17 protein-coding genes are annotated in these 16,139 nt (G+C 54.4%); 16 read left to right on the forward strand and 1 reads right to left on the reverse strand.

What is annotated here, in order from left to right; genetic code table 11:
- The 13 genes from FGQ67_RS07015 to FGQ67_RS07075 form a co-directional block, all read left to right on the forward strand.
- A partial coding sequence (locus tag FGQ67_RS07015; protein WP_138340921.1) for an SDR family oxidoreductase occupies positions 1-542 on the forward strand: 542 nt, incomplete at its 5' end.
- Entirely contained in the window at positions 539-1,651 is a 1,113-nt protein-coding gene (locus FGQ67_RS07020) for a glycosyltransferase (RefSeq protein ID WP_138340923.1), read from the forward strand. The genes FGQ67_RS07015 and FGQ67_RS07020, both read left to right, overlap by 4 nt.
- A 1-nt stretch (position 1,652) precedes the next feature.
- Positions 1,653-2,786, forward strand: a complete 1,134-nt coding sequence (gene wecB / locus FGQ67_RS07025) for a non-hydrolyzing UDP-N-acetylglucosamine 2-epimerase (protein WP_138340925.1) — start codon at positions 1,653-1,655, stop codon at positions 2,784-2,786.
- On the forward strand, positions 2,783-4,120 hold the full coding sequence (locus tag FGQ67_RS07030; RefSeq protein ID WP_171025238.1) for a glycosyltransferase WbsX family protein: 1,338 nt from the start codon (positions 2,783-2,785) through the stop codon (positions 4,118-4,120). The genes wecB and FGQ67_RS07030 overlap by 4 nt, the downstream gene beginning before the upstream one ends.
- Complete coding sequence (locus FGQ67_RS07035) at positions 4,117-5,472, forward strand: glycosyltransferase family protein (protein WP_138340929.1); 1,356 nt, start codon at positions 4,117-4,119, stop codon at positions 5,470-5,472. The genes FGQ67_RS07030 and FGQ67_RS07035 overlap by 4 nt, the downstream gene beginning before the upstream one ends.
- Complete coding sequence (locus FGQ67_RS07040) at positions 5,469-6,755, forward strand: hypothetical protein (protein ID WP_138340931.1); 1,287 nt, start codon at positions 5,469-5,471, stop codon at positions 6,753-6,755. The genes FGQ67_RS07035 and FGQ67_RS07040 overlap by 4 nt, the downstream gene beginning before the upstream one ends.
- A gap of 8 nt (positions 6,756-6,763) precedes the next feature.
- Positions 6,764-7,843, forward strand: coding sequence for a polysaccharide pyruvyl transferase family protein (locus FGQ67_RS07045; RefSeq protein WP_138340933.1), 1,080 nt, complete (start codon positions 6,764-6,766; stop codon positions 7,841-7,843).
- Positions 7,836-9,341: a lipopolysaccharide biosynthesis protein gene (locus tag FGQ67_RS07050; RefSeq protein ID WP_171025239.1), complete on the forward strand. Its 1,506-nt coding sequence runs from the start codon at positions 7,836-7,838 to the stop codon at positions 9,339-9,341. The genes FGQ67_RS07045 and FGQ67_RS07050 overlap by 8 nt, the downstream gene beginning before the upstream one ends.
- 9 nt (positions 9,342-9,350) lie before the next feature.
- A complete protein-coding gene (locus FGQ67_RS07055; RefSeq protein ID WP_138340936.1) occupies positions 9,351-10,562 on the forward strand; it encodes a Coenzyme F420 hydrogenase/dehydrogenase, beta subunit C-terminal domain in 1,212 nt (403 codons plus the stop codon).
- Entirely contained in the window at positions 10,563-10,850 is a 288-nt protein-coding gene (locus FGQ67_RS10395) for an acyltransferase family protein (RefSeq protein WP_138340938.1), read from the forward strand.
- Between the two features lie 139 nt (positions 10,851-10,989).
- Positions 10,990-11,511, forward strand: a complete 522-nt coding sequence (locus FGQ67_RS07065; RefSeq protein ID WP_138340940.1) for an acyltransferase family protein — start codon at positions 10,990-10,992, stop codon at positions 11,509-11,511.
- 360 nt (positions 11,512-11,871) lie between these two features.
- Positions 11,872-11,994, forward strand: coding sequence for a hypothetical protein (locus FGQ67_RS10400; RefSeq protein WP_271735689.1), 123 nt, complete (start codon positions 11,872-11,874; stop codon positions 11,992-11,994).
- A 459-nt stretch (positions 11,995-12,453) separates the two neighbouring features.
- On the forward strand, positions 12,454-12,768 hold the full coding sequence (locus FGQ67_RS07075; protein WP_271735716.1) for a sugar nucleotide-binding protein: 315 nt from the start codon (positions 12,454-12,456) through the stop codon (positions 12,766-12,768).
- A gap of 234 nt (positions 12,769-13,002) precedes the next feature.
- On the opposite strand, the gene FGQ67_RS10285 is transcribed toward FGQ67_RS07075, so the two are convergent.
- A complete protein-coding gene (locus FGQ67_RS10285; protein WP_212746022.1) occupies positions 13,003-13,341 on the reverse strand; it encodes a transposase in 339 nt (112 codons plus the stop codon).
- A gap of 223 nt (positions 13,342-13,564) precedes the next feature.
- Between FGQ67_RS10285 and FGQ67_RS07085 the strand changes: the two genes are divergently transcribed.
- The 3 genes from FGQ67_RS07085 (at position 13,565) to FGQ67_RS07095 (ending at position 15,907) form a co-directional block, all read left to right on the forward strand.
- On the forward strand, positions 13,565-14,023 hold the full coding sequence (locus tag FGQ67_RS07085) for a Panacea domain-containing protein (protein WP_171025241.1): 459 nt from the start codon (positions 13,565-13,567) through the stop codon (positions 14,021-14,023).
- Positions 14,020-14,964: an MnhB domain-containing protein gene (locus FGQ67_RS07090; RefSeq protein WP_138340946.1), complete on the forward strand. Its 945-nt coding sequence runs from the start codon at positions 14,020-14,022 to the stop codon at positions 14,962-14,964. Before FGQ67_RS07085 ends, FGQ67_RS07090 begins: the two co-directional genes overlap by 4 nt.
- Positions 14,965-15,334: 370 nt before the next feature.
- A complete protein-coding gene (locus FGQ67_RS07095) occupies positions 15,335-15,907 on the forward strand; it encodes a hypothetical protein (RefSeq protein ID WP_138340948.1) in 573 nt (190 codons plus the stop codon).
- Positions 15,908-16,139: the final 232 nt, after the last annotated feature.

Genomic DNA, 16,139 nt, shown 5'->3' on the forward strand with positions numbered 1-16,139 from the left:
CACTTTCCGTCTACGGCCAGACCAAGGCCGCCGGCGACATCGCCGTGGCCGGCTGCCCGCGCCACTACATCATGCGCTCCAGCTGGGTCATCGGCGAGGGCCACAACTTCGTGAAGACCATGAAGGGCCTGTCCGACCGCGTCGCCGACCCGGGCGACAAGCTGGACAAGATCACCGTCGTGGACGACCAGCTGGGCCGCCTGACCTTCACGCGCGACATGGCCGAGGCCGTCTTCCACGTGCTGGGGACCCACGCGCCCTACGGCACCTACGGCTGCACCGGCTCCGGAGCCGTGAAGAGCTGGGCCGACATCGCCCGCGCCGTCTTCGAGGCCGCCAACGGCAACGGTGACAGGGTGGTCCCGGTCAGCACCGCCGACTACTACGCCAGCGCCGAGGGCCCCATCGCCCCGCGCCCGATCCATTCCGCGCTCGACCTGTCCAAGCTCGAGTCGGCCGGCTTCCACATGCCCGACTGGGAGGAAGAGCTCGAAGAATACCTGTTTAGCTCTTCTGAAAAAGCAAATATGGAGCAGCTGTGAAAGTACTGATGCAGACCCGCCAAAACGTTTTTGATCTAGCGGGCGGTGACACGACACAACTTGTAAAGACGAAGGAGGCCCTTGAATCAAAGGGTATTGATGTCGACCTGTCCTTGGACTTGCGACCCGATGTTTCTGGATACGATGTGGTCCACTTGTTCAACCTCACGCGGGTCCAGGAAACTTTCATCCAGTCGAAAAACGCCAAGGAGGCCGGAAAGCCTGTCGTGCTCTCCACGATTTACTGGCCGACTGACAGCTTCGAAAAAAGCGCAGCAAACGGCCTGAGAGGTTTTTTGGGAAAACATCTTAGCGTCGATGGAATGGAGCGCCTCAAGGCCTTCGGAAAGTACGTCTTGCGCGGGGAGCGCAGCGAGGGTGCACGCTACCTTATGACACATAGCTTCCAAAAGATGCAGCTCGAGATATTGGACAACTGCGATGTGTTCCTGCCGAATGCAAAGACCGAGATGGACCAGATAGCGGCTCATCTCGGCTTTCGCACCGACAACTATGTGGTCGTCCCCAACGCCGTCGACGTCGAGAGCATTAAGGCCGCGAAAGAGGTTGAATCAACAGGATACGAGCGATTCAGTGGATGGATTGTTTGCATCGGCCGCATCGACATTCGCAAGAACCAGCTCAACCTAATCAAGGCGGTGGAGGGGTCGGATTACAAGGTCGTCTTTGTGGGAAAGAAGTCTCCCGGGCATATCGAGTATGCGAACAAGGTTGTGTCGGAGATAGAAGCCAATCCGAACATGGAATGGATTAAGCAAATTCCCAACGAAGACATCTACAAGCTGTGCCGCGAGTGCCGTGTGAGCGTGTTGCCTAGTTGGTTCGAGACGCCGGGCCTCGTGAGTCTGGAGGCAGCCGCTATGGGGTGCAATATCGTGGTATCTCCCAAAGGAACGACGCGGGATTATTTCGGTGACAGCGCGTTTTATTGCGATGTCAGCAGCCCTTCCTCCATCAGGGCTGCGCTGGATGAGGCTTACGCCGTCAATTACGACGAGGTTTTCGGCCGAAAGGTAATTACGGAATACACGTGGGAGAAGGCTGCTGAGAAAACTCTCGACGGCTATCAACTTGCTTTGAAAGGCTGATATGAAAAAAGTTATGCTCGTCTTCGGCACTCGCCCGGAGGCCATTAAGATGTGCCCGCTCGTGAACGAGCTGAGGTCGCGCCCCGACGAGTTCGACACGGTTGTGACGGTCACCGGTCAGCACCGTGAGATGCTGGACCAGGTGCTTCGCGTGTTCGACGTCAAACCCGCCTACGACCTAGCCGTCATGAAGCCGGGACAGACTCTGTTCGACGTTACGTGCGACGTGCTGCTCAAGCTCAGGGCCGTCCTCGAGGACGAGAGGCCCGACGTGGTCCTGGTTCACGGCGACACCACGACCAGCTTTGCCGCCGCACTCGCATGCTTCTACCTGCAGATCCCGGTGGGCCACGTAGAGGCGGGCCTGCGCACGCACGACATCTACAGCCCCTGGCCGGAGGAGTTCAACCGGCAGGCCGTCGATATCGTGAGCGAGTACTACTTCGCCCCCACGGAGGCCAGCAAGAAGAACCTCCTCGCCGAGGGCAAGCCCGAGTCCAAGATCTGGGTTACCGGCAACACCGGCATAGACGCCCTGCGCACCACCGTACGCGAGGGCTACTCCCACCCCGAGCTCGAGTGGGCGGAGGGCTCCCGACTCATCCTCATCACGGCGCACCGCCGCGAGAACCTGGGCGAGCCCATGCACCGCATGTTTCGCGCCATCCGCCGCGTGATGGTGGAACGCCCCGATACTAAGGCTATCTACCCCATCCACATGAACCCACTCGTCCGCAAGGCCGCCCACGAGGAGCTCGACGGCTTCGACCGCCTGCACATCATCGACCCGCTCGAGGTGCTCGACTTCCACAACTTCATGGCGGCGAGCCACCTCATCCTCACCGACTCGGGCGGCATCCAGGAGGAGGCCCCGAGCCTGGGCAAGCCGGTGCTCGTCATGCGCGACACCACCGAGCGCCCCGAGGGCGTGGCCGCCGGCACGCTGAAGCTCGTCGGCACCGAGGAGGAGGCCATCTACCGCGAGTTCAGTAGGCTTCTTTGCGACGACGAGGAGTACGTCGCCATGTCCCGCGCCTCCAATCCCTACGGCGACGGACATGCGAGCGAGCGGATCGCGGAAGCTTTGGGTCGTTCATCTCTCGAGGCTGGAATACGTGATGGTGAATGTCGATGAATCTTTTTAACTGCGGACAAATCAACGAGAAGCTTAAAGGTTTGTTTTGGAAACTCCCGTTGAGCGCTGAATTTAAAGAAAACCTCAGAGTCAGGCGTTATGAGCGTATTCTCGAACGCGAAGCGGCAGCCGATGCGGGCTCCTTGCGTATTGTGGCTGATAATGACCTTTTGAGCTCTTACGCCGAGTATGTCCTAGAAAGTTATGATGCGCGTGCCGAGGGCTACGTCGGCTATCGAAGGCATGATGAGGCTAAGTCGGACGTGCTGTTGGTGGCATATTATTTGACGCAATTCCACCCCAATGCTCAAAATGACTCCTGGTGGGGACGAGGAACCACTGAGTGGAACAATGTTTGCAAGGCCGTCCCTCAGTTCACGGGGCATTATCAGCCAAGGAAGCCCGGCGAGCTCGGCTATTACGATTTGCGCTTGAAATGCAATATGCAAAGGCAGATTGAGCTTGCGAAGAATTATGGCGTAGGAGCTTTCTGTTTTTACTACTACTGGTTCGATGGTGGTCAGAGACTTCTCGAAGGACCTTTAGATATGTTTCTGGATGACTCAAACCTTGACATGCCTTTCTTTTATTGCTGGGCGAATGAAAACTGGACAAAGCGATTCAGCGGTACGAGCAACGATGTCTTGATGGAGATCACCCAGAGTTCCGAGAACTACACCGCCTTCATGAGGGATGTTGTCCATGATTTCAGCGATGAGCGATATCTCCGAATAGACGGCAAGCCCGTCCTATCCGTGTATCGCCCATCGCTTATTCGAGATCCGGAGCATGTGATTTCTGAGTGGCGCCGCATTTGTAAGGACGAATGCGGCTCAGAACCCTATCTTATTGCCGTGCAAGAGCGTGATACCAACATTGATTGGTCGGCAGTTGGCTTTGATGCCGAGAGCGAGTTCCAACCCAAGCAGGTGCAGCACAACTGTCGCAACATAACCAAACAGGTGCGTCCGTTGCGCGAAGATTTCGGCGGCACCGTCTACGACTATGCGGATTTGGTCGAGAATAAGCGATATGCGACTTGGAGCCGCGATAAGAAGGTCTATCCCGCCGTTATGCCCATGTGGGACAACACGGCCCGAAGGAATCACAGAGGAACGATTTTTCACGGGAGCACGCCTGAGCTATATGGACGATGGCTTGCGGACACGATTGACGAGGTGCGCCGTAGGCGCGACTTAGACAAGAAGGTGGTCTTTCTAAACGCTTGGAACGAGTGGGGAGAAGGTGCCTACCTGGAACCTGATTCACTGTGGGGGTATGCATATCTTGATGCGACATTGCGGGCCATCATGCAGGATGGGCCGAACGAATGAAAAAGAAGAAACTGTTCATTGCCATAACGCTTTCGAACTATCTTATTGACCGTACGGGTACGCCGAAGGTCGTTATGAGTCATCAGGTTGCTGCCAATGACGCTGGCATCAAGTATATTGCCTTATTTCCCATTGGCGGTTCTTCTAAATTTGCAAAGAGGCTTTTCAGCAACTCATTCGGTGTGATATGCGATGGTAAGTTCGCAGGAGTTTTCAGCCTTGAAGCTTTCTTGGCTAGGGTAGGACGTTTGCTCGATGGCGAGTATGAACTGGGATGCATTTACATCCATCACTTCATGGGATGGAACCTTGAATCGATTGCTGGCATAGTATCTTCGTATCCCAAGGTCCAGCTGGTCGTATATGCGCATGACTACTACCTGTGCTGCACAAACTATAATTTGATACAGGATAGTACACAATTATGCGGATCTGCTAGATTGGGCGACGCACAATGCGTGGGATGTGCCTATTACGCTGACAGCATTATTCGTGAAGATTGCATCTGGAGGCTTCTGCACAACGAGCTTCATCGCATAGTATTTGCTTGCCCTTCAAGCGTTGTCGAAAGAATGGTGCAATCTTTCCATCCGGAAGCAAAGGGGCATTGCACGGTAATTCCACATCAAAGATACGTCGGGATTTATCTTGACAACAAGGAGATGCTTCCTCCCAATCATGCAATCAAAGTTGCATATCTTGGGAAACAACAGTCTATAAAAGGCTGGGACTGTTGGTGTCGCCTTGTTGACGCGTTTCGTGGCCAGGGAAAATATGAATTCGTTGTGTTCAACAACGAGACGAAGCCTTTACCTAGCGGAATGAGACGGGTCTTCGTCGAATTTTCACCAGGAAAACCCAATGCTATGATTGACGAGCTGCGACGCGAGAATGTGGATGCTGCTTTACTTTGGTCTCAATGCCTAGAGACGTATTCGTACACCTGCATGGAGGCATATGCCTCAAATGCTTTTATCATCACTTGTCCATCAAGCGGTAACATAGCTGAGTTTGTGAGTATGACGCATTGTGGCCAGGTTCTTTCTTCGGAGCAGGAGCTGTGCCAGCTGCTCGACGAGCCTGATAAGTTGCTGGAGTTGTTGAACGGGTTCCGCGCTAATCACGATGGGGGCGCGATGGCCCTCGCGACCAATGACGCATTCATTGCTTTGGCGAAACCGAGCATTCCAACTGCGCAAAATGCCATCGAAAATGAGAGGCAATGCCGAACCTACAGATTCCGGCTAGACAATTGCTTCTCTTTGCCGCTGCGTATTTTCTATTCATGTCGGGAGCGAAAAAAAATCGAGGCTGCAAATTCACGGAAACGAAAACAAGAGTTCACCATATGAGTATTCTTGAGAAAAAAACAGGGTCGGGGATAGATGCACTGATAATCAGTCTGATTATGGCTAAGGTTTTTCTGCTTGAATACCTTGGTATGGCCGGAATCGTAAATAACGTTATCTTTCTTCTCATTGGAGTTCGCCTTATCTTCAGTGGCTGGAAGATTCCGAAGAAGCTGCTTTTCCTCGTCTGCCTAATTACGATGCTCCTTGTTTTGAGTTACTCTGCTGGGAGCATAGTTCCCGGTAAGACCTCATACAACCTTAAAGCCATACAGACCTTCTTTTTCTATGCGCTCTTCATCGTGATGCTGAAGACCAACAGGTCAGATTTGCTGGATTTCGGCAAGCAGCGATGGATTGTTTTCTTTAACGTTGTCTATGCCGTCAACTGTATAGTTATTCTAATTCAGGTCTATTACCCATATTCTCTTATGGCGGCCGCCCCCATGACGGGCCAAATTCCCTTCTATGAAGACCTGATTTCAGGTCTTTTCATGTATGCTTCGACCCATGCCGTTGCGTTGTTCTCGTGCTTCGTTTTGCTCATTGATTTGAACAGGATACGGGATGGAAGCGGGGAGTTGCGAATCCCCGTCGTTTGTTGCGCGGCGGCGGTTCTTGCTAGCTCACTTGGTATTGCCGCCTTGAACGACAACAAGGCTTTGTTCGCCTTGATGCCCATCGTTCTTCTGCTTTTCTATGCCGAAGGTTTGTCATCGATCAATTTCATGAGAATCGCCAAGGGCCTGATGTTTCTTGCTGTCCTGCTGGGAATTGTCTTCTTGCTGTACATATGCAATTCATCGTTCGCAAACTTTTTTGATGACAATGTCCTGTCGTTATTTGACCTTGTGGAAAGCTCTAGTTCGATAGGAACCGATGCGGTGGGCAGTGGAGAAAGAATTGCAATAATCGGTTATGCCTTAAATTTGGCGTCAAGCTGGCTTTTTGGTATCGGTTTGGGCGCAGCAACATTCCACGAGGGCGCCTTCTGCGGGTTTACTCATTTCGGCCAAGCTGATTTTGGATCGCTGGTCATCCTTCTGGGCGTTTGGTTCCTTATTGCCCTGTTTGCTTTCTATGTCTTCTGCGTGTCTTGCGGGTGTCGGGGGCGCAGGCCATACGTTCTTTATCTTTCCCTTGTTGCGCTTGCGGCAACTGCGACAATCTACACTCAGTGTTTTACGAGGGCAAATAATGCCTTGCTGTTCTTGCTTATAGGGCTTGCGCTCGTCGAAAGGTGGAAGTCCATTGCTCAGAGTACGTCGGCCCTTTCTAAGGAGTGACTGGTAATATGAAGGTCGGAATTGTTACTTTTACATTTGGGGACAATTATGGTCAGCGTCTACAGAATTATGCTGTTCAGGAGCTGCTTCAAAGAAGGGGAGCGGATGCGAGCACGATTCGCCAAAGCGAGCCACGTTGCAGCCTAAAGCACCAGGTTAAAGTTTTTCTTGTCGATAGCTTCGCTGGAAAGAGGGGGGCCAAACGAGCGAGGCATTCAGCGTTTCTTCGATTCGATGAGGAACATATTAAATATGAGCCGAATTATTCTTTGCCGGATTTCCCGCCGAGAAAATCCGATGGTTTCGACGCTTTTGTAGCGGGAAGCGATCAGATTTGGTCCCCTTACATTCCTGATAGCAATGGTGCTATGTTTCTTTGCTTTGCCGAAAGTGTCAAGAAAGTGTCTCTCTCGGCTAGCATTTCTGCACCTGAGCTGCCCATGGAGAAAAAAAGCGCATACAGGGAAAGACTCGCTGCGTTTGATTTCATATCGGTTAGGGAGAAGAACGCCGCAAGATTGATTAGGGAATGCGCTGGGTTGGACGCGGAGGTTTTGATCGATCCAACCCTTATGCTTGACGCTGCAGATTGGGATAAACTCGCCGAAGCGCCTGCGGCTTTACTTCCTAGGCGCTATGCCCTGAAGTACTTTCTCGGTAGTGATTCTCCCAAGGTTGCGATGTTCGACGAATATTGCAAACGAGCGGGATTGGAGGTCGTAGATCTTCTGGGGGATCCTCGGTTCTTTGCCTGTGGACCTTCTGAGTTCATCTACCTCATAAGGAACTCCTCGCTTGTTGCTACTGATTCTTACCACGGAAGCATCTTTACGCTCCTATATCGTAAGCCGCTTCTGATGTTCGAACGCGCAGGTTCGCAATTCGACATGAGCGATCGGTTCGATACCTTGGCTGAGAAGCTTGGCCTAGGTAATTGGCGTGAAGCAAATTGGAATTACCTCGAAAGCGGGGAGCCAAAATCCTTTGATGTTGAGGATAAGCTTCGAATTGAGCGCGCAAAATTCGATTCGTTCCTTAATCGATCCCTGTTCAGCAAATCGAGAAAAGAAATTGTCTATCATGGTTAGCCAACGTAAGACCGGTGCGATACTCGGCTATGCAAACATCATAGTCAAGAACCTGGTCAACCTCGTCTATACGCCCATGCTGCTGGCATTCGTGGGCCAGGCTGACTACGGCGTATACCAGACGTCCAACTCGTTCGTATTCTCGCTTACACTTCTAACCTTCGGCTTTTCCGAGGCCTACATCCGCTTCTATACGCAGGAACGAGCGAAGGGTAGCGAGGGCGACATTCGCAGGCTCAACGGCATGTATCTCATGCTTTACATTGCGGTCTGTGTCGTGGCCCTTGCGCTGGGCCTACTCTTTTCTGCTAATGTTGGGACATTTTTCTCAGATAGTTTCACGGACAACCAGGTGGGACTCGCGGGTAAGCTCATGGTGATAATGTCGTTCAACGTCGCCGTGACGCTTTTTTCAACCGTCTTCGATGCGTACATTCTTGCCCATGAACAGTTCAAGTTTCAACAGTCGAGGCAGATGTTCACATCTTTGGCGACTCCTGGCGTGGCTTTCGTGCTGCTCAATCTTGGGATGGGGGCGGCGGGCGTTGCGACGGCGCAGCTTGCAGTTGCATTGACACTGTTGGTTCTGAACGCCAGGTTCGCAGTCTTAAAGCTTGGCATGAGATTTGATATTTTCCACTTTGACGGGTCTCTCTTCCTCTCGATTGCCGCGTTCAGCGCGTGGATATTTGGTAATCAGATTTGTGAACTGGTTAACCAGAGTGTTCCAAATATGTTACTTGGCGCTCTTACGAGTGCCGTCACCGTATCAGTGTTTGCAATTTCAATTCAAGTTCGTAGCGTCTTCGTTTCCCTTTCAACGGTGATGTCGAATGTCTTTGTTCCAATGATCAATCGTATCGTAGCCACAAGCGATGACAACACTAAACTCACCCGACTCATGACGCGCGTGGGACGCTACCAGATGTTCCTATTCTGCTGGGTGTACTGTGGATTTGTCCTTCTCGGGCGCTTCTTCATTGCCAAGTGGGCGGGCGAGGGCTTCATGGACGCGTACTGGCTTATCTGCGCCATGGCGCTGCCACTGGGAATTCCCCTGTGTCAGAACACAGGAATCGAGATTCAGCGCGCCAAGAACATGCACAAGGCTCGCTCCGTCGTTTATCTCTGCATGGCGGGCATCAACGTTGTGTTCACTTGGGCTCTGTCACCTGTTCTGGGTTATTGGGCTCCGGCCATCGCCTACATTCTGAGCATTTCGTTGGGCAACGGCCTCTTTATGAACTGGTATTACCAGAAGAGGATTGGGCTCGATATGGTTTTCTACTGGCGCCGCAACCTTCCCGTGCTGTTGGTCTCCGCTTGCGTCCTCGCAGCATGCCTGCTTGGATCAGCCTTCGTGCCCGTCACTGGATGGGCGTTGTTCCTCTGCTGGGGTGCTGTCTACACCGTCCTGTTCATGGCCGCTATGTGGGCGTTCGTACTCGATGCCGACGAGAAGAACATGCTCGCTGCTCGCCTGCCGTTCCTTCGTTAGGAGTTCGCTGTGTCTTATGACGAGATGAAGATATCCAAGCTCGGCGATGCCTGTTGTGGCTGTAGTGCATGTGCCGCGAAGTGCCCCAAGTCGTGCATCTCCATGCAGGAGGATAAGTTTGGCTTCCTACATCCCGTTATCGATGCAGGCGCCTGTGTGGGGTGCCATTCGTGCGATTCGGTATGTCCCGCGCTTGGCGGGGGCAAGTGCGACGAAGCTCTCGGGATCCGCTGGGCCAAGGGCAAGTCCAGTGAGCTGTTGGAGGCTTCCTCCAGTGGCGGCATCTTTGGCCTCCTAGCAGAAAGCGTGATCGCGGGCGGCGGTGTTGTCTGCGGAGCCGCCTGGGCCGACGGTTGCCGCCACGTCGAGCATGTGCTGGTCGAGGACGCTGTCTCTCTCGATCGTGTCATGCGCTCCAAGTACGTCCAGAGCCGCGTAGGCAGGGAGGTCTACGCGGGGGTTCGCGATGCAATCCGCTCTGGTCGCCGTGTGCTCTTCGCTGGTACCGCGTGCCAGGTCGCGGGCCTCAAGCGCTATCTGGGAAAGACGGGGGAGAGCGACCTACTCCTGACTGTCGACGTCATCTGCCACGGCGTCCCGGCGCCGCGTCTGTGGTCGAAGTGGATTGACTACAAGAATGCGCTCCGCGGTTCGAACGTCTGCAACGTTAATATGCGGAGTAAGAAAGCCGGATGGCTGTCTTACTCCGCTATGTACGAGTACATAGTGGAGAAAGACCCATCTCCTACTTGTGAATCCACCATTTTCAATCAGGACTGGTACATGAAAGCATTTCTGGCCAACGCGTCGCTGAGGCCCTCGTGCTTCGTATGTCCGGCCAAGAGGGGCTGCGGCTCCGACGTCACTTTGGGTGACTTCTGGGGATTCCAGGGCATCCATCCCGAGGTCGACTATTCCAAGGGTGTCTCAGCCGTTCTCTGCAACACGCTGAAGGGTGAGCGCGCTTTTAATGTAATTTCGAGGCTCACCTGGAACGGTCCGGCAACCCTCGAGGAGGTCATTGCCGGTAATCCTAGTCTTGTCTCTTCCGTTGCGCCGTATCCGAAGCGCGATGAGTTCCTCAAAGACGTAGCCTCTGGAACTTCTATTCCTAACCTTATGTCTAAGTGGGACTTTCGTCCTACACTTATGCAGCGAATTCGCGGTAAGCTTGGTGGTATCAAGCGTCGTCTCAAGAAGATTATTGTAAGGGGCGCTTAGATGGCAAGGGACCGATATCTCCAGGCCCTTCGTGGGCTCGCGATCGCCGCAGTCGTGCTTATTCACTGTCTTCCGCAGTGCCCCGCGACAGTCGCATTGCGACTGCTTCTTAATTTCTCGGTTGCTTTATTCCTTTTCCTGTCCGGTTTTCTGACTGACGAGGATAAGATCAGGGGGGTGCTTCAGCGTCGCGTTCGCAAGGTCGCCGTGCGTATGCGCTTTGGAGTATCGTTTACCTCATCGTGTTTCCGCATCATTCACTGGCATCTGGGATTGTCGCGTTCATAATTGGTTCTGCTTCTGCTCAGATGTACTACCTGCTTGTATACGTTCAGCTGGTATTGCTTACACCGTTGCTGTTCAAGCTCCTTTTACGACATAGGTACTTTGTCTACGCCATAACTCCAGTCTGCTTGCTATTTAGGGAATGTGCTGCTTTGCTGGAGTCGCATTGCCGCAGATACAGGTTCTTTGCCCGTTATGGCTCATCTTTTACGTAGTCGGTCTTGATTGGAAACGTTGGGACAAGTTAATTAGAAAACACACTTTTCGGGTCTTTATAGTTTTCTGCACTTGTCTGGCCTTTCAGGAGATAGCGTCTTTCTGGTGGTATGCTGCTGGTGATTTCAATATGGCAACGACCCAGCTTAAAATCAGTTCACTCGCTACCTCGCTAGCCGCCATTGCCCTATTCATGACAATTCCGGCCTCATTCAAGATGAAAGCATCGACCTCTCCATTTGTTGGACTGGGTAATGCTTCTTTCGGCATCTATCTCTGCCATATCCTTGTGCTTGCTGTTGTGGGGAAGCTGGTCGGATTATTGGCCATGCCGCCAGAGGTTTTGACATTTGCACTTTGGGCGCTAACGCTTATCGGGTCATATTTATTTGTTTCAACTTTAGGACGCCTGTTGCCCAAACAGATTCGCGCTCTCATAGGCATCTAGTTTGACCGAGGGTCGCAGTGGATCTTCGCCGTGCGATGAAGAGTTTACTCGACGATTCCACCGCTTGGTTGCACTGCGTGGGTGGCGACGGCATTTATTGAGAAGCTTGTCTCTTCCTATTGCCCAACGTTGTTGAAGTTCGTTTTATACACTGTTCATAGGTTATGTCACTTCGGCTTGCCCGCGTCTACGAGGGCAAGCCGAAGCCGGTCGTGGGCGTCTACCGCCTGACGATAAAGTCGAACTCCAACAACTTCCGCGCGAGCTCCATCCAGGGCGTCTTGAAGCGCGTGAAGGCCAAGGGCGTGCCCGTGGTGGTCTACGAGTCCACGCTGGACGCTGGAGTTCTTCGGCTCCGAGGTGACCCACGACCTGGAGGCCTTCAAGGCCGGCTGCGACGTGATCGTCGCCAACCGCTGGAGCGACGAGCTCGCGGACGTGGCGGACAAGGTGTACACGAGGGATTTGTTTAAGCGGGACTAGGGAGAGGGACGGCCTGCGACTCTAATCATACGGATTTTACTGATCGTCAAGGAAGAGGGTATATTAGCCCCATCAACCATTTAATATGCTTCGACCCGTAAAGCACAGAGACCTTAAATGCATATGGAGTTCATGCACGTGAGACAATTGTTTCAGCCAAAGAAAGCAAGCTATAAAAATAGAATTTATGACCTGTTTTAGATAGTGGGCCTCTCTGATGAGAAGCAATCGATTGGCTTGGGTGTATTTAAATCAAACTACATGATGCTGATTTGCGGTTACGATGCTTCGAAAAATCATTTTGGAAAATTGGATAAGGACAAGTTGGCTGCATCTGATTTCATTTATTGGATTGATTGAAGGTTGAACCAGTTGCGTCTTCTTCGCTGTGCTCACGGTCTTCTGTCCGTCTCGGCTGCATGGTGAGGCTCGACGGTGTAGAAGCGCGCGAACGAGATCCTGACCTTCACGCGCGACATGGCCGCGGCCATCTTCCACGTGCTGGACGCGAAGACCCCCTACGGCACCTACGGCTGCACCGGCTCGGGCGCCGTGAAGAGCTGGTCCGACATCGCCCGCGCCGTCTTCGATGCCGCCAACGGCAACGGCGGGAAGGTCGTGCCGGTGTCGACCGCCGACTACTACGCCAGCGCCGCCGGTCCCATCGCCCCGCGTCCGGGCCACTCCGCGCTCGACCTGTCCAAGCTGGAGTCCGCCGGCTTCCACATGCCCGACTGGGAGGAAGAGCTGGGGGAGTACCTCAAGATGCTCTAGGCGCTCTTAAATATGCCAGGCACAAGAAAAGCCGCCGTTCCTTAACGGCGGCTTTTCTTGTGCCTGGCGTAAAGTCCTGCGTCGACAAGCGCGGCGTCGGTCGCCAAGCTTATTGGGAGTCTTGCAGATCACTACGGGCGGCAGTGTCCCGAATGTTGGTGTAGGGCTCGGTTCCCCGGGTAGCCGCAGGCTGCCTGGGGAACCGAGAATCACCTGGAATGCCGTCAATCAAGTTCATGTCACGCCGTCTTCCTGCAAAGAACAAAGAATCGGGTTGTCGGCCACGACAGGCGCGATGATCCCGACCGCGTGCTCCGCGGCGATGCCCTCGCAGACGGGCGCGGGCGCGTTGGCCTCGGCGCCTTCCACGGCCCTGCCGATGGAATCGTCGTCGAACCGGCGGCGGCAGGCCCACTCCTCGTCCGTCTCGGCGTACACGGCGCCCATCATCCAGATGGGCGGCTTCCCGCCAGGGAACGCCTGCGTCGCGCGGCTGCGGCGCTTGAGCCCGCGGTTGGCGCGCTCCTGCAGGTTCGAGCGGAAGGAGGTGGTGTGAAGGGCAAGACGTGAAATGGGCGTTGGGCATTGCGGTCACGACGCTCGCGCTCGTGGCGTTCCTGCCGCTCGTGCCGGTCGTCCTGGTGCTGGGGCTGTTAAGGACTAGTGGCGCGTCCGAGACAGAAGTCACCTCTGGAGGGGCCGTCCGTTTATTGTCCGGACGAGCTGAGATGCTTTTATCACAATAAGCACAGATGGGAAGCACATCACTGGTATGATTTGGAAAAGGAGGAAACAGATGAAAGTCCAAATCGGGACAGAGTACTGCGCGATGGAAATCGCCGAGTACGCCGTCAGCAGGCGATATCGCCACAACACGCCCATCAGCAATCTTCAGCTTCAGAAGATTCTTTACTTCCTGCAAGTCATACACGCGAGCGAGACCGGCGAGCTGCTATTCGCCGACCAGTTTGAGGCATGGCCCTACGGCCCGGTCATCAGAGATGTCTACGTTGAGTTCTCTGACTGCGGCGGCTTCCCGATAAAACGCGAGTTCGACACCGAGATAAATGACTCCATCCGCCCGTTCCTAGATGCGGGGGTGGACACGCTCGCCGAGAAATCCCCATGGGAGCTCGTCAGGATCTCACACGCCGAGGGGTCCCCGTGGGACATCATCTACAACCAGAAGCGCCTACACAAAGGAATCATCCCAAATGAGCTGATCATGCAGTGCGCTAGCGAGGTCTATGAGTGACCGAGCAAGACTATGCAAAGGCGGCCGAAAACTTCGGAAGGGTCCTCTCTCTGCTCACCAGCAAAATTGGGACTCTTTCGAAGCCGCCCCTGAAAGTTCCCCCAATAAACGCAGGCAGCGACGACGCACAGAAACGCAAGGCTCTCCGCGACATGCTCGAATCCCTCGCCAGCACGGATGATGCCGCGGCGCTCTCCCAAGAGGACATCCGCCGAGCCTCGAACTTCTTCGCAAAGCTATATGGGGGGAGCGAGCCCTATCGCCATAGATATGCCGACATCTGCGACCTGGTATTTAACGCACTCGGGCAGTCCTCTGGGGACTTGGACGAAGGGGTCCCCTATTCGGTCAACTGCCTCGCCGAGAACATTCGCATCATCCATGAGTACCTGACGACGCATGGACTTTGTGACCAGGCGAAAAGTGTCCTCAAACTCGCCGACCACATCGACCTGGAAAAGACGAGGCTGAGCCACGATATCGAACAGCAGCAGGCCATGCGCGCATTCAAAGCGGCAATCGCCGAAGTGAAAGCGGAAAGGGATGAGGCGGACCAGAAACGCGCAGAGCTGGAAAGGGAGTTTGACGAGCGCCTCGACAAGACGAGGATGGAGTACATCGCGATCCTCGGCGTGTTCGCGGCGGTCGTGCTCGCCTTCAACGGCGGCATTGGGTTCTCGACCTCCGCGATGGGCGCGCTCGGCATCGACGGCGGCATACGCGCCATCGTGCTCCTCGCCGCGCTCGTGGGCTTCGTGCTCATCAACACGGTCTGCATCCTGCTGGTCTTCATCTGGAAGATGTCCTTCAACCACAGGAAGGTGGAACTGGGCAACTGGCCGAGGAACTGCCTGATCGCCGCAGACGTCGCCCTCGTGTTCATTATGGCTACGATGATGGCGCTCTCCCACCCTGGACTCAGGGGGTTCATCGGGCTGTAGTCCGAACGCGACGTCAAGGGCCGCCCTCCGGGGCGGCTTCCCGCTTTTCGCGGCGGGGCGCGATTGATTGGAGGTGGCGCTTGGACGCCGACGAGCCGATGGCGAAGGTAGTGTCGCGATTGTTGGTGTAGGGTCTCCATAAGGCGGAATCTGTAGAAGAAGGAGACTGTAATATCGTGCGCTCCGATGATGATATGCCTGGAGAAGGGTTATACGAGCTCTACTGCGTGCTCTTTTGCCACGGGCTTCACGAGAGGCCTGCGGTCAGAATGCGAGATGTGCGAAGGGAGCGGCGATCCGTTCGCCAAGTAGCGCCCGATGACTGGAAGCCTCTTCTTGAGGCGGCTGCACTCGCGGATGGGTTGACCAAATGATCCCGAATGGCGTTGTAATTAGCTTCAACGGTCAAATCGATTTCGGCACGGTTGTTGCTCTCCTAGCTCTGGCGCTCACTCTCCTCCAGTGGATTGTCTCACTGATACGAGGTCGCCGGGCGACCGCGCGGAGCCAGGCGTCGGCTATCTGTGCCCGTGTGATCAGGATGCCCGAGAGGGAGACGACCACGATTGGCAGGATCAGGGTTGATTTCGGGACACAGTTCGGCCTAGAAGTGATGAACAATAGCAACGACATCGTTTACCAAGTTATCCTCACTGCCGTGCTCGTCCAAGGTGCCGGACCTCAAGACGGGAGGGACGTCGAGGGGAGCGACGGCAGAGTTCTGCTCTCGTCCGTTGCTCCGGGCAAAACCGTGAGGTGTATCGGGCATCTCGATTGCTCGATGCATAAGGCCCTCGGTTGCGAGGTGGCTTTCACCGATCGCTACGGACGCAGTTGGGTGCGCAAGAGCGACGGTCATTTGGGCAGGATTCGATTTAAAACGCCCGTCGATTATTACGGTCTAATGCAGCCTGTAGAGTGGATGGACTTCGATGATCAGTAATCGACATGCTCTGGTTTTGAACGAAAAGTCCCGGAGACGATCGATAGCGATTCTTCTTTGATGATGTAAGCGGCGCTACCATTGGCAGCGCCGCTTCTTTTCTATTTCGCTCGCAGATAGGCCTGCCACGTTGACCACCGATCGCATCCTGACCGATGTGCTCGCGTCGCATCGGCGTCGCCTCAAAACACATAGAGCGGACTGAGCATGGCTCGACTGCCAGCTTTCAATC

This window comes from Collinsella aerofaciens, from assembly GCF_005845035.1.
In the GTDB taxonomy this organism is placed as follows: Bacteria; Actinomycetota; Coriobacteriia; order Coriobacteriales; family Coriobacteriaceae; genus Collinsella; species Collinsella aerofaciens_I.